Raw genomic sequence first — 13,418 nt, 5'->3', positions numbered from 1 at the left:
TCTCTTTGAAAGAGTGGGGTGTCCCCACTCTTTCGTGTTTGTAAAAGAAGGTTATAACGGAATCTTGAATGAATCTATGAGGATTTGGTCGAACTTGGAGGTATTTATGAGTAAAGTAACAGAGATAGTTGAACAACTTGTGACACCGATTTTAGATGAAATGAAATTAGAAATTGTAGAAACAGAGTATGTGAAAGAAGGGAAAAACTGGTTTTTACGAGTGTTTATTGATAAGGACTCAGGCGTTGATATCGAAGAATGCGGTATTGTTAGTGAGCGTCTAAGTGAAAAGCTAGATGAAATTGACCCTATACCTCATAATTATTTCCTCGAAGTTTCTTCGCCAGGAGCAGAGCGACCTCTCAAAAAAACGAGAGATTTTGAAAAAGCAGTTGGAAAACAAGTTCATGTTAAAACTTATGAACCAATTGAAGGTGAAAAAGTCTTTGAAGGGAAGTTGCTTTCCTTTGATGGAGATCAATTAATAGTAGAAATCAAAATAAAAACAAGAAAAAAAGAAATCACCATTCCTTTTGAAAAAGTTGCAAAAGCGCGATTAGCTGTTACTTTTTCATAGGAAGGCATAATATGACTTGCGCAAATAATAACGATTTCGCAAATTCATGAAGCATATCGTTTTTTTCGCTTTTTGGAAAGGGCTAAGATTGACACGATCGATCTTATATTTATTCTTTCCATCTGCGTATGATTGGATTCGATAGCGTTGTTTAGTTGGCAAGATTGTCCCTTTCGATATCGAGTTCAAACTTTGTATACAAACGATAATGAAATGAATAATTGTTGATTTTTTAAAAGGGGGATTTTGGCACGATGAGCTCGGAATTATTAGATGCTCTTACCATTTTGGAAAAGGAAAAAGGAATTTCAAGAGAGGTCATTATTGATGCGATAGAAGCAGCTCTCGTCTCTGCCTATAAGAGAAATTTCAATCAAGCCCAAAATGTACGAGTTGATTTAAACTTAGGAAATGGTTCAATGAAAGTATACGCAAGAAAAGAAGTAGTGGAAGAAGTGTTCGATTCAAGACTTGAAATTTCATTAGAGGATTCACATCAAGTAAATCCAGCTTATGAAATTGGTGATATCGTTGAAATTGAAGTAACGCCGAAAGATTTCGGACGCATTGCAGCTCAAACAGCTAAACAAGTTGTGACTCAACGTGTAAGAGAGGCCGAAAGAGGCATTATTTATTCCGATTTTATCGATCGTGAAGATGATATCATGACAGGAATTGTCCAAAGACAAGATTCTCGTTTTATATATGTGAGTCTAGGCAAAATCGAAGCATTGCTACCACAAAGTGAACAAATGCCAAACGAAACATATCAGCCTCATGATCGCATTAAAGTGTATATCACTAAGGTTGAAAAAACAACAAAAGGACCGCAAATTTTTGTTTCTAGAACACATCCAGGTTTATTGAAACGATTATTTGAAGTGGAAGTCCCGGAAATTTTTGATGGAACAGTTGAAATTAAATCCGTTTCTCGCGAAGCAGGGGATCGCTCGAAAATCTCTGTTCATGCAGATAATCTTGAAGTCGACCCTGTAGGTGCATGTGTTGGACCAAAAGGAACACGTGTCCAAGCGGTTGTAAATGAATTAAAAGGTGAGAAGATCGATATTGTTAAATGGTCTGAAGATCCTGTCGTATTTGTTGCCAATGCCCTTAGCCCATCAAAGGTATTGGATGTTCAAGTTAATGAAGAAGCAAAAGCAACGACCGTCATCGTTCCAGACTATCAACTATCTTTAGCAATCGGTAAACGCGGACAAAACGCAAGACTTGCAGCGAAGCTAACAGGCTGGAAAATTGACATTAAAAGCGAGAAAGATGCAAGGGAAATGGGGATTTATCCACGTGAAGAACAGTCATTGTTTGAAGATGAAAAGATAGAAGAAACATCTGACGACTTTAACCTGGATTTTTCATCTGAAGAAAACGAATAAGAGGTGAAGAATCATGGCCGTGCAAAAAAAGATTCCATTAAGAAAATGCGTAGCAACTGGTGAAATGAAACCTAAAAAAGAAATGATTCGAATTGTGCGTTCAAAAGAAGGTGTCGTTTCGATTGACCCAACAGGTAAAAAATCAGGCCGAGGGGCTTATATTTCAAAAGATCAAGAAGCGATCCTTTTAGCTAAGAAAAAAGAGATTCTTTCTAAACAATTGAACGTTGAAATAGACGATACTCTATATGATGAACTTCTCCAGTTTGTTGAAAAGGAGAATAAATAATCATATGAATCAACCAAAATGGGTGTCTTTATTAGGATTAGCCAATCGTGCACGTAAAGTTATTTCAGGTGAGGAACTCACTGTAAAAGAGATTCAAAGAGGTCGAGCAAAATTAGTATTACTTTCGAAGGATGCTTCATCGAATACGATGAAAAAACTAACTGACAAATGTGAATATTATCAAGTGCCACTTAAAATGATAGAAAATCGTTCAGTACTTGGTCAGGCAATCGGAAAAGACTCCAGAGTAGTCGTAGCAATACTTGATGAAGGATTTTCAAGAAAGCTCACTACATTGCTCGATGAAATTTAGCGGGGGTGAACGTATGAGTAAAATGAGAATTTATGAATACGCAAAAGAAAAAAATATATCAAGCAAAGATGTCATTACTAAATTAACTGAGTTGAAAATTGAAGTATCGAATCATATGACAATGATTGATGAAAACGCCATAAAACAATTAGATCGAGTGTTTAAAAACGATCAAAAGGAAGAAAACAAAGAAAGTAAACAGGTGGGAAAGAAAGAAAATCATAAAAAGAATGATAGATCCCATTCTTCTAAAGAGCATAAACCGCATCAAAAGAAAAATAATAAAAAGCAAGCAAAAAATCACCAAAAGGGAAATCAAGCCCGTCAACCACAACCACCGAAGAAAAAGGAACTTCCAGAAAAAATTACGTTCACTAATTCACTAACTGTCGCAGAATTGGCCAAAAAATTACATCGTGAACCATCTGAAATTATAAAAAAATTATTCATGTTAGGAATTATGGCAACGATCAACCAAGAACTCGATAAGGACGCGATCGAATTAATTGCGGATGACTATGGGGTTCAAGTTGAAGAAGAAGTTCAAATCGATACCACTGATCTTGAAGTGTATTTTGAAGATGAAACAGAAGATGAGGCTGAGTTGGTGGAACGTCCTTCTGTCGTAACGATTATGGGACATGTAGACCATGGGAAGACGACTCTTCTAGACTCCATCCGTAATACAAAAGTAACTGCAGGGGAAGCAGGCGGAATTACGCAACATATTGGAGCCTATCAAGTAGTTGAAAATGGAAAGAAAATCACATTCTTAGATACTCCTGGACATGCTGCTTTTACAACGATGCGTGCGCGTGGAGCAAAGATTACCGATATTACGATTTTAGTCGTTGCTGCTGATGATGGAGTCATGCCTCAAACGATTGAAGCGATTAACCATGCCAAAGCTGCAGAAGTTCCAATTATTGTCGCAGTGAATAAAATAGATAAGCCAACTGCAAATCCAGACCGTGTGATGCAGGAGTTGACTGAGCATGGACTAATTCCTGAAGATTGGGGTGGAGATACGATTTTTGTTCCACTTTCAGCCCTTACAGGAGACGGAATTGATACTCTTCTCGAGATGATTTTACTTGTGAGTGAAGTGGAAGAATTAAAAGCCAACCCTAACCAGCGTGCAAAGGGAACTGTAATCGAAGCCCAATTGGATAAAGGACGTGGACCTGTCGCGACACTTTTAGTTCAAAATGGTACTCTCAAAGTAGGAGATCCAATCGTTGTAGGAAATACTTTCGGACGTGTGCGTGCCATGGTGAATGATCTTGGGCGCCGTGTGAAAATAGCTGCTCCTTCTACTCCTGTTGAAATTACAGGGTTGAATGATGTGCCACAAGCCGGAGATCGCTTTGTTGTATTTGAGGATGAAAAATCGGCTCGACATATCGGAGAAGAGCGTGCCCAACAAGCGTTACAAGCGCAGCGCAATGAAACAACGAAAATAAGCTTAGACAACTTGTTTGAACAAATGAAACAAGGAGAAATGAAAGAATTAAATCTAATCGTAAAAGCAGATGTACAAGGTACAGTCGAGGCATTAGCTGCTTCTCTTCAAAAAATTGAAGTAGAAGGCGTAAATGTGAAGATTATCCATACGGGAGTTGGAGCTATTACAGAATCGGATATTATCTTAGCAAGTGCATCGAATGCCATTGTCATAGGATTTAATGTTCGACCTGACGTGAATGCAAAACGTACGGCTGAATCTGAAAAAGTAGATATTCGTCTACATCGCATCATTTATAAAGCAATTGAAGAGATTGAAGCGGCAATGAAAGGGATGCTTGATCCTGAATATGAAGAAAAAGTAATCGGGCAAGCGGAAGTACGACAAACATTTAAAGTATCTAAGATTGGTACAATCGCTGGTTCTTATGTAACAGATGGAAAAATCACTCGCGATAGTGGGGTTCGACTAATTCGTAATGGCATCGTGATCTTTGAAGGTGAAATCGATACTTTAAAACGTTTTAAAGATGATGTTAAAGAAGTGAACCAAGGGTATGAATGTGGAATTACCATCAAAAACTACAATGACGTAAAAGAAGAGGATGTCATTGAGGCCTTTATTATGGAGGAAATCGAACGTAAATGATTGGCTACTGTGAAGTTGAGTATAGAATATTTAACTCGCACTCATTGAAGGAAAAAAGGGCCGTGCTCAAACGTACAATGACACGGCTCAAACAGAAATTCAATGTTTCTGTTGCTGAAATCGATCATCAAAACGTATGGCAACGAACTAAAATTGCACTGGTTACAGTGGCTTCTTTCCAAAAGCCAGTGGAAAGAGAATTGCAAAATGCTTTACAATTTTTAGATTCTTTTCCCGAATGGGAACGTATTTCAACGATCTATGAATGGCTGTAATTGAGGTGAGAAAAAATGAGTCTACGTGCAAACCGTGTCGGTGAACAAATGAAGAAAGAGCTTTCAGAAATCATTAGTCAAAAAATTAAAGATCCCCGTGTTGGATTTGTAACCATTACGGATGTCCAAGTAACAGGAGATTTACAACAGGCAAAAGTATATATAACGGTTCTCGGTGATGAACATGTCCGCGAAGAAACGTTAAAAGGATTATCAAAAGCGAAAGGATTCATTCGTTCAGAAATTGGACAAAGAATTCGACTAAGAAAAACACCTGAACTCCTTTTTGAATTTGATGAATCGATTGATTACGGAAATCGCATTGAAACATTACTTAAAGAAATTGATGAGCAAGAAAGATAATCGGGGATGTCCCATAAGTGATGAGCTTTAGTAAATTTATGAACCACCAGGGATTGTGGTTCATGAACAAAGTAGCTTACGCTTGGCTCTGGGACAGCCTTTTTTTTGCGATTAATGATGAGTAGAACAAACTTTTCCAAAAGAAAAAAACAGGATGTTTCCTCGTGCTCTTTGTTTGAATTAAACAAACGTTGTGATAACGACCTATATTTTAAACAACCAATATCAAGTAGAGAAAGGGGGCCGAAAAAATGAATGGAATTATTCCTCTTTGGAAAGAAAAAGGAATGACCTCTCATGATTGTGTGTATCGAGTAAGGAAAATTCTGAAAACAAAAAAAGTGGGTCATACTGGTACACTTGACCCTGATGTGACTGGGGTCCTTCCAATATGTGTGGGTCGTGCTACCAAAATTGCTGAATACATTACAAATGCTGGAAAGACATATGTAGGAAGAGTGACTTTAGGTTATTCCACAACGACGGAGGATGCTTCTGGAGAAATCCTTGAAAAAAAGAACGTGGACCGGTGGATTACCCCACAAGAACTTGAACAAGTTTTTCAAAAACTAACAGGTGAAATCGAACAAACTCCACCGATGTTTTCAGCGGTAAAAGTGAATGGAAAACGTTTGTATGAATATGCCCGGGAAGGGATTGAAGTCGAGCGGCCAACTAGAAAAGTGAAGATCACCTCCATTGAATTACTTTCATTAGAAGAGCAACAAGAAGAAACCATGTCCTTCACATTTCGGGTGGTTTGTAGCAAAGGTACATATATTAGAACATTGGCAGTCATGATGGGAGAACTTCTCGGTTATCCAGCCCATATGTCCGAGTTGACAAGGACTTCTTCCGGTTCATTTACAGAGGACGATTGTTACACTCTTGGTGAATTGGAAGAACGGATGAATGAGAATAAGATACATGAGGTTTTGCGACCTATTATGGAGGGAGTTTCCAGTTTGCCGAAATGGCCAATAAATGATACATTAGCAATGAAAGTGAAAAATGGAGCCGTACTTGCAAAGCCGAATGATTGGCCTGATGAAGAACATGTAGCTCTAATTGAAAACGATTCACTTCTTGCAATTTATCAAACACACCCTTCTAAACAACAATTTATCAAACCGGTGAAAGTAATAGCCGAATGACAAGGGAGATAGGTGAGAAACAGTGAAAGAAGTTATGATACATCACCCCCATTCATTTGAGAAAGAGGATTTTCCACAGTTAGTGATGGCGTTAGGCTTTTTTGATGGTGTCCATTTAGGACATCAGCAAGTCATAAATAAGGCAAAAAAAATAGCCGATCAGAAAGGGATTCAAAGTGCCGTGATGACCTTTGATCCACATCCTTCTGTCGTGTTAGGCCGAAAACAAAAACATGTTCATTACATTACTCCTCTTGAAGAAAAAAAGAGAATTATTAGTGAAATGGGGATAGATTATTTATTTATCATTCGCTTTACTAGTGATTTTGCCGCATTAGAACCACAAGCATTTGTCGATCAATATATTATCAACATGAATGTTCAACATGTTGTAGCAGGTTTTGACTATACGTATGGAAAATTTGGAAAGGGAACGATGAGCACGTTACCAGAGCATTCACGAGATGCTTTTTCATACACGGTTGTCAATAAGTATGAAATCGATAATGAAAAGGTGAGTTCATCTAGAATTCGCAAACTTCTTAATGAAGGAGAAACAGTGGAGGTCATTCCTTTACTAGGCAGACCTTTTCAAATAAGTGGCACCGTGATCCACGGAGATAAGCGTGGAAGAACGATTGGTTTTCCAACCGCCAATATTGGAATCGATTCTGATTATTTAATTCCAAAAACAGGAGTATATGCTGTCAAGATTCAAGTCAATCAACAGTGGTATGAGGGCGTTTGTAATCTTGGATATAAACCTACCTTTCAAAAGCCGGATGAGCCTAGTCTGTCGATTGAAGTTCATATCCTTGATTTTGATCATTCCATATACGGAGAAGAAGTCCAGGTTCAATGGTTCCAACGAATTCGTGATGAAAGAAAATTCAATGGAATCAATGGTCTCATTACCCAAATCGAAATAGACAAGCAAACAGCCCTTTGCTTTTTTGAAAAACTATTAACGTAAAACTTGCTTTTTAATAGAAAAAATAGTATTCTAATTACTGATGATAAATGAACCATAGCTTGGCAATGCGACTCTCCGACGCTTGCTCGGTTGTAGGGGATTTTAAAAGAATATTAGGAGGTGAAAAGGATGGCTCTTACACAAGAACGCAAAAATGAAATTATTAGTCAATACAAAACTCATGAGAATGACACTGGTTCTCCAGAAGTTCAAATCGCTGTCCTTACTGAACAAATTAACACATTAAACGAACATTTACGTACACACAAAAAGGATCACCATTCACGTCGTGGACTTTTAAAAATGGTAGGTAAACGTCGTAACTTATTGACTTATCTTCGAAACAAAGATGTTCAACGTTATCGTGAACTGATTCAAAAACTTGGTTTACGTCGATAATCCAACAAGAAGCGGGAATTTTCCCGCTTTTTTGTTACGTAAAAACGTGGAATAAAAAGCTAACAATTGGAAAAACAAGCAGACATCTCGTGTTATGTTTTATTTTTTTCAGTTAACAATACATAATATAAGAATTTAAACTTTGCAGAAAACTTTCTTAATGTTATGCTTTTAAGCGGGTATATACAAATGGAAATGATTTCATTCATATAGAGAGGAGTTCGTTCATGGAACAAGAAAAACAAATATTTTCCATAGACTGGGCAGGCCGCACTTTGACCGTTGAAGTAGGTCAAGTAGCAAAACAAGCAAATGGGGCCGCACTTGTCCGCTATGGAGATACAGTCGTTCTTAGTACAGCTACTGCTTCTAAAGTAGCAAAACCTGTTGATTTCTTTCCTTTAACAGTGAATTATGAGGAGCGTTTATATGCTGTTGGGAAAATTCCTGGAGGATTTATTAAAAGAGAAGGACGTCCTAGTGAAAAGGCGATTTTAGCAAGTCGATTAATTGACCGTCCAATTCGTCCTTTATTTGCTGATGGTTTCCGAAATGAAGTACAAGTTGTCAGCATTGTCATGAGTGTCGATCAAGACTGTTCTTCTGAAATGGCTGCCATGTTCGGTTCGTCATTAGCTCTTTCCATTTCTGACATTCCTTTTGAAGGACCTATTGCCGGGGCTGTTGTTGGAAGAGTGAATAATGAATTCGTCATCAATCCAACTGTTGAACAAATGGAAGTAAGTGATATTAACTTAACAGTTGCTGGTACGAAAGATGCGATTAATATGGTGGAAGCAGGAGCTAATGAGGTTCCAGAAGAAACGATGTTAGAAGCTATCATGTTTGGTCATGAGGAAATTAAGCGTTTGATTTCTTTCCAAGAAGAAATTATTGAAGCGGTTGGAAAAGAAAAGATGGAAGTGACCCTTTATGAAATTGATGAGGAACTAGAACAGGAAATTCGCAAGCTTTGTGAAGAAGACATGATCCAAGCTATTCAAGTGCAAGAAAAACATGCACGGGAAGAAGCTATTAGCACTGTAAAAGAAGCCGTTTTATCAAAATACTTAGAACAAGAAGAAATAGCGGATGATACGATTAAACAAATTAAGAAAATTTTAGACAAGATGGTGAAAGAGGAAGTTCGTCGTTTAATTACGGTAGAAAAAATTCGTCCAGATGGAAGAAAAATTGACGAAATCAGACCGTTATCCTCATCCATTGGAATCTTGCCGCGTACACATGGATCTGGCTTATTTACACGTGGTCAAACCCAAGCATTAAGTGTATGTACATTAGGGGCTCTTGGTGATGTGCAAATTCTTGATGGATTAGGTATTGAAGAGTCGAAACGATTTATGCACCATTATAATTTCCCACAATTTAGTGTTGGGGAAACAGGGCCGATGCGTGGGCCAGGTCGTCGTGAAATTGGGCATGGTGCACTAGGAGAAAGAGCATTAGAACCAATTGTACCGGACGAAAAACACTTCCCTTATACGATCCGATTAGTTTCGGAAGTATTAGAATCAAATGGTTCTACTTCACAGGCAAGTATTTGCGGAAGTACACTTGCCATGATGGATGCTGGGGTACCAATCAAAGCACCAGTTGCTGGTATAGCGATGGGGTTAGTGAAATCAGGGGAACATTATACAGTGTTAACAGATATTCAAGGGATGGAAGATCACCTTGGCGATATGGACTTTAAAGTTGCTGGAACGTCTAAAGGTGTAACAGCTCTTCAAATGGATATCAAAATCAAAGGGTTAGACAGAGCGATTTTACAAGAAGCTTTACAACAAGCGAAACAAGGTCGTATGCATATCCTTGAACATATGATGTCCACTATCTCAAAACCGCGGGAACAATTATCTGAATTTGCTCCTAAGATTTTAACAATGACTATTAATCCAGATAAGATTCGTGATGTCATTGGACCAAGTGGAAAACAAATTAATAAAATCATTGAAGAGACTGGAGTTAAAATCGATATTGAACAAGATGGTTCGGTCTTTATTTCTTCAACGGATCAAGCAATGAATGAAAAAGCAAAGAAAATTATTGCAGATATTGTTCGTGAGGTTGAAGTTGGTAAGATGTATCTTGGAACCGTTAAGCGTATCGAGAAATTTGGAGCATTTGTGGAAATCTTCAATGGAAAAGATGGCTTAGTTCATATTTCTGAACTTGCAGAGGAACGGGTACGCAAAGTGGAAGATGTTCTTTCAATTGGCGATCAAGTATTAGTGAAAGTACTGAATATAGATGAGCAGGGCCGTGTGAATTTATCAAGGAAAGCAGTATTAAAAGAACAACGTGAAAAAGCCGAAAGTGCAACCAAACAGTCTTAATTCGTTTGTAGGTCAGGGTACCCCCTGACTTTTTAATGTTTAAGAAACTAATATTTAGAACTATGGATAGCCCGTTAAAATAGTTGTCTACGTCTAGCTCCAGCGCCTATGGGCTATCGAATTTCTCCGTTTTCTCCCTACGATAAGTCAACATCAGCTTGTGGACTACCTCGCTTTTGTTTCCTTTATTTCAGTCGAAAACTTGTGAAATCGTACACTAGACCTAAGGTGCTTGCGCATTTGTTCTGATTTTCAAAGAAAGCCATTTTCCATTAGTTCTACCTTGTCCCTTCCGTACATAATTTTTATGGAAGGGGGAAGGTCAAGGTGGGGAAAAGTAGACAGTTATTTATGCTTTTTGTCATGGTTATTTTTTCATTTTTACTGGTTCAAAATCCGCTCACTTCAAGATACATCGCCATGGTTAAGCATCAAGCTATTGAAGTGGATAAAAAAGATCATTCATTACATGATCGGATTTTAAAAGCAGCACAAACTTATAATGCGAAACCACAAGATGCAAAACTGGATCGAGTATGGAAGACAATTCCCGGTTACAATGGAATTGAAGTGGATATCGAAGCGTCATATAAAAAGATGAAAAAGGACAATCGATTTGACGAAAAAAAATTAGTATTTAAACAAACAAAACCAAATGTTCATTTACGGGATCTCCCACCCTCTCCGATTTATCGGGGGCATCCGGAAAAACCAATGATAAGTTTTGCTATTAATGTGGCATGGGGAAACGAATATTTACCAGAAATGCTTTCAACATTAAAAAAACATCAAGTCCATGCAACATTTTTTTTAGAGGGGCGTTGGACGAAGGAAAACCCTGATTTAGCCCAAATGATTGTCGATGGTCATCATGAGGTTGGAAATCATTCCTATTCTCATCCAGATATGAGCATATTATCGAATGAAAAAATTAGAAAACAATTGACTGAAACGAATAATGTGATTGAAGCAACGACAAAAAACAAAGTTTCATTATTCGCCCCTCCTAGTGGCAGTTATCGGGAAGATGTCGTAAAGATTGCTCATAGTCTAAATATGTATACAATTATGTGGACTATTGATACAATTGATTGGAAAAAACCAAATCCAGATGTATTGATTCAGAGAGTAACGTCAAAAATTCACCCAGGAGCTATTATATTAATGCACCCGACAGAATCAACAAGCAAATCATTAGATACGTTAATCAAAGAAATAAAGGGAAAAAATTATAAATTGGATACGGTTTCTGAATTACTGGAGGAAGAACGCATTTTTCCGATGAAAGATGAGAAAAATGATAAACAATGACAGATTGTTACAGCAGGAATAGGAGGATATATTTTGATCAAAAAATTCACATGCGATAACGGAGTACGAGTAGTATTAGAAAAGATACCAACTGTTCGTTCGGTGGCCATTGGTATTTGGATTGGGACGGGATCAAGAGATGAGACGGTCGAAAATAATGGGATTTCACATTTCTTAGAACATATGTTTTTTAAAGGGACTGAAACGCGAACAGCGAGAGAAATAGCGGAATGCTTTGATAGTATTGGTGGTCAAGTCAATGCATTTACCTCAAAAGAATATACATGCTATTATGCAAAGATCCTAGATAACCATGCATCCTATGCCTTAAACATTTTAGCCGATATGTTTTTTAATTCTTCATTTGACGAGGAAGAATTACATAAAGAAAAAAATGTGGTCCTAGAAGAAATCAAAATGTATGAAGATACACCGGATGATATTGTCCATGATTTATTAAGTAAAGTGGTGTATGAGAATCACTCATTAGGTTATCCAATTTTAGGAACAGAAGAGTCATTACAAACGTTCACTAGTGATAAGCTTAAACAATATATGCATGATATGTATACACCTGATCGTGTCGTCATTTCCATTGCAGGGAATATTGAAGAATCCTTTATAAAGGAAGTGGAAGCATTATTTGGCACGTTTAAAGGTGGGACTGGAAAAGGGCATGAAGCCACACCGCAATTTCATACAAATAATATCTCAAGAAAGAAAGAAACCGAGCAGGCCCATTTATGCATAGGGTTTGAGGGGCTTCAAATTGGACACCCCGACATCTATAATTTAATTGTTTTAAACAATATCCTTGGAGGAAGCATGTCTTCGAGATTGTTCCAAGATGTACGGGAACAAAAAGGGTTAGCATACTCCGTGTTCTCCTATCACTCCGCTTATAAAGACAGTGGGATGGTGACCATTTATGGAGGAACGGGGGCAAAACAGCTAGATGAATTGTACCGCACTGTAGAAGAAACCCTTGCTGTATTAAAAAGAGACGGTATCACAGAGAAGGAATTAGTCAATAGTAAAGAACAGTTAAAAGGTAGCTTAATGTTAAGCTTAGAAAGTACAAATAGTCGGATGAGCCGTAATGGAAAAAATGAATTATTATTAGGTTATCATCGCTCATTGGACGAAATTGTTCGTTTGATCGATGAAGTAACAATCCCAAAAGTAAATCATTTGGCTAATCAAATTTTTACAGAAAAACAATCCATTGCTTTAATAAGCCCAGACGGTAAACTGCCGACAGGAATTTAATTCGAAAATAAAAAAGGGGATGACCAAAATAAAATGGGTTCCCCTTTTTTAAATGAATGAAATACGTGAGTTTGTAAAACCAGTTCTATTTGTGAAGATGACAAGATATACATAATGGTAACAATGTCATTTTTTAAGGTGGGTAAGGAATGAGATTAAGTGAATTAAGTGGAAAGGAAATTGTTGATTACAAAAAGGCAGAAAGGCTAGGGGTGTTAGGGCAAACCGATCTAGAGTTTAATGAATCAACAGGTCAAATCCATGCGTTAGTCATTCCAACGGGCAAATGGTTTAATCGCAAACAAAATAGTGAAATTCGCGTACCTTGGAACCAAATTCGAACGATTGGAACCGATATGATTATATTGGAAGTACCAGATAGTTAGGAGGGAGCTGCTCTTATGGAGTGGCTCTCTTTTTGTTGTTTAAGGAAACTAAAAAAATTAGGACTCTGGTGGCTCATCTTTCACAAATGTTATCCATGTCTAGCTTCAGCATTGATGAAGAAAGGTACTTGCGCATTTGGTATTTGGGGATTTTACCTACAAAAGATTATATTCACCTACTTCTGTATTTCAACATAGTATATGTAAGTGACAATAGTGAATAGCTATTTTCTAAAATTTGTGGT

The 13,418-nt window shown here is 37.5% G+C and carries 14 protein-coding genes; all 14 read left to right on the top strand.

Going from position 1 to position 13,418, the window contains the following annotated elements; all coding sequences use genetic code 11:
• Positions 1-106: 106 nt before the first annotated feature.
• The 14 genes from rimP to J2S13_RS03140 all read left to right on the top strand — a co-directional run bounded on the left by rimP (position 107) and on the right by J2S13_RS03140 (position 13,173).
• On the top strand, positions 107-577 hold the full coding sequence (rimP, locus tag J2S13_RS03205; protein ID WP_307256249.1) for a ribosome maturation factor RimP: 471 nt from the start codon (positions 107-109) through the stop codon (positions 575-577).
• A 254-nt stretch (positions 578-831) separates the two neighbouring features.
• Entirely contained in the window at positions 832-1,971 is a 1,140-nt protein-coding gene (gene nusA, locus J2S13_RS03200) for a transcription termination factor NusA (RefSeq protein WP_307256248.1), read from the top strand.
• Positions 1,972-1,984: 13 nt separating this feature from the next.
• Positions 1,985-2,260 carry an RNase P modulator RnpM gene (gene rnpM, locus J2S13_RS03195; RefSeq protein WP_307256247.1) on the top strand — a complete coding sequence of 92 codons (276 nt, stop codon included), beginning with the start codon at positions 1,985-1,987 and terminating at the stop codon, positions 2,258-2,260.
• A gap of 4 nt (positions 2,261-2,264) precedes the next feature.
• A complete protein-coding gene (locus J2S13_RS03190; RefSeq protein WP_307256246.1) occupies positions 2,265-2,573 on the top strand; it encodes a YlxQ family RNA-binding protein in 309 nt (102 codons plus the stop codon).
• 13 nt (positions 2,574-2,586) lie between these two features.
• A complete protein-coding gene (gene infB, locus J2S13_RS03185; RefSeq protein WP_307256245.1) occupies positions 2,587-4,686 on the top strand; it encodes a translation initiation factor IF-2 in 2,100 nt (699 codons plus the stop codon).
• Complete coding sequence (locus J2S13_RS03180) at positions 4,683-4,961, top strand: DUF503 domain-containing protein (protein WP_307256244.1); 279 nt, start codon at positions 4,683-4,685, stop codon at positions 4,959-4,961. The genes infB and J2S13_RS03180 overlap by 4 nt, the downstream gene beginning before the upstream one ends.
• A gap of 15 nt (positions 4,962-4,976) precedes the next feature.
• Positions 4,977-5,324 (top strand): 30S ribosome-binding factor RbfA, encoded by a 348-nt coding sequence (rbfA, locus tag J2S13_RS03175; RefSeq protein ID WP_307256243.1) that lies wholly within the window; start codon positions 4,977-4,979, stop codon positions 5,322-5,324.
• A gap of 251 nt (positions 5,325-5,575) precedes the next feature.
• The gene (truB, locus tag J2S13_RS03170; protein WP_307256242.1) at positions 5,576-6,478 is read left to right on the top strand and encodes a tRNA pseudouridine(55) synthase TruB; all 903 of its coding nucleotides are present in this window, start codon (positions 5,576-5,578) and stop codon (positions 6,476-6,478) included.
• Positions 6,479-6,512: 34 nt separating this feature from the next.
• Complete coding sequence (gene ribF / locus J2S13_RS03165) at positions 6,513-7,451, top strand: bifunctional riboflavin kinase/FAD synthetase (RefSeq protein ID WP_307256315.1); 939 nt, start codon at positions 6,513-6,515, stop codon at positions 7,449-7,451.
• A 129-nt stretch (positions 7,452-7,580) separates the two neighbouring features.
• Positions 7,581-7,850, top strand: coding sequence for a 30S ribosomal protein S15 (rpsO, locus tag J2S13_RS03160; protein WP_307256241.1), 270 nt, complete (start codon positions 7,581-7,583; stop codon positions 7,848-7,850).
• A 227-nt stretch (positions 7,851-8,077) separates the two neighbouring features.
• Positions 8,078-10,207, top strand: a complete 2,130-nt coding sequence (gene pnp, locus J2S13_RS03155) for a polyribonucleotide nucleotidyltransferase (protein WP_307256240.1) — start codon at positions 8,078-8,080, stop codon at positions 10,205-10,207.
• Positions 10,208-10,534: 327 nt separating this feature from the next.
• Positions 10,535-11,518 carry a polysaccharide deacetylase family protein gene (locus tag J2S13_RS03150; RefSeq protein WP_370873944.1) on the top strand — a complete coding sequence of 328 codons (984 nt, stop codon included), beginning with the start codon at positions 10,535-10,537 and terminating at the stop codon, positions 11,516-11,518.
• Positions 11,519-11,551: 33 nt separating this feature from the next.
• Positions 11,552-12,787 (top strand): M16 family metallopeptidase, encoded by a 1,236-nt coding sequence (locus J2S13_RS03145; RefSeq protein ID WP_307256239.1) that lies wholly within the window; start codon positions 11,552-11,554, stop codon positions 12,785-12,787.
• Positions 12,788-12,936: 149 nt separating this feature from the next.
• Positions 12,937-13,173, top strand: coding sequence for a YlmC/YmxH family sporulation protein (locus J2S13_RS03140; protein WP_307256238.1), 237 nt, complete (start codon positions 12,937-12,939; stop codon positions 13,171-13,173).
• Positions 13,174-13,418: the final 245 nt, after the last annotated feature.

Source organism: Oikeobacillus pervagus (assembly GCF_030813365.1).
Lineage (GTDB): Bacteria > Bacillota > Bacilli > Bacillales > DSM-23947 > Oikeobacillus > Oikeobacillus pervagus.
The sequence above is the reverse complement of the archived record's forward strand: the minus strand, read 5'-3'. Positions and strand labels throughout refer to the sequence as shown.

Coding starts and splice junctions, on each gene's coding strand:
- ribF (WP_307256315.1), top strand. CDS start 6,513: ATGATACATCACCCCCATTCATTTGAGAAAGAGGATTTTCCACAGTTA.
- truB (WP_307256242.1), top strand. CDS start 5,576: ATGAATGGAATTATTCCTCTTTGGAAAGAAAAAGGAATGACCTCTCAT.
- J2S13_RS03140 (WP_307256238.1), top strand. CDS start 12,937: ATGAGATTAAGTGAATTAAGTGGAAAGGAAATTGTTGATTACAAAAAG.
- pnp (WP_307256240.1), top strand. CDS start 8,078: ATGGAACAAGAAAAACAAATATTTTCCATAGACTGGGCAGGCCGCACT.
- rbfA (WP_307256243.1), top strand. CDS start 4,977: ATGAGTCTACGTGCAAACCGTGTCGGTGAACAAATGAAGAAAGAGCTT.
- J2S13_RS03190 (WP_307256246.1), top strand. CDS start 2,265: ATGAATCAACCAAAATGGGTGTCTTTATTAGGATTAGCCAATCGTGCA.
- infB (WP_307256245.1), top strand. CDS start 2,587: ATGAGTAAAATGAGAATTTATGAATACGCAAAAGAAAAAAATATATCA.
- nusA (WP_307256248.1), top strand. CDS start 832: ATGAGCTCGGAATTATTAGATGCTCTTACCATTTTGGAAAAGGAAAAA.
- rpsO (WP_307256241.1), top strand. CDS start 7,581: ATGGCTCTTACACAAGAACGCAAAAATGAAATTATTAGTCAATACAAA.
- rimP (WP_307256249.1), top strand. CDS start 107: ATGAGTAAAGTAACAGAGATAGTTGAACAACTTGTGACACCGATTTTA.
- rnpM (WP_307256247.1), top strand. CDS start 1,985: ATGGCCGTGCAAAAAAAGATTCCATTAAGAAAATGCGTAGCAACTGGT.
- J2S13_RS03180 (WP_307256244.1), top strand. CDS start 4,683: ATGATTGGCTACTGTGAAGTTGAGTATAGAATATTTAACTCGCACTCA.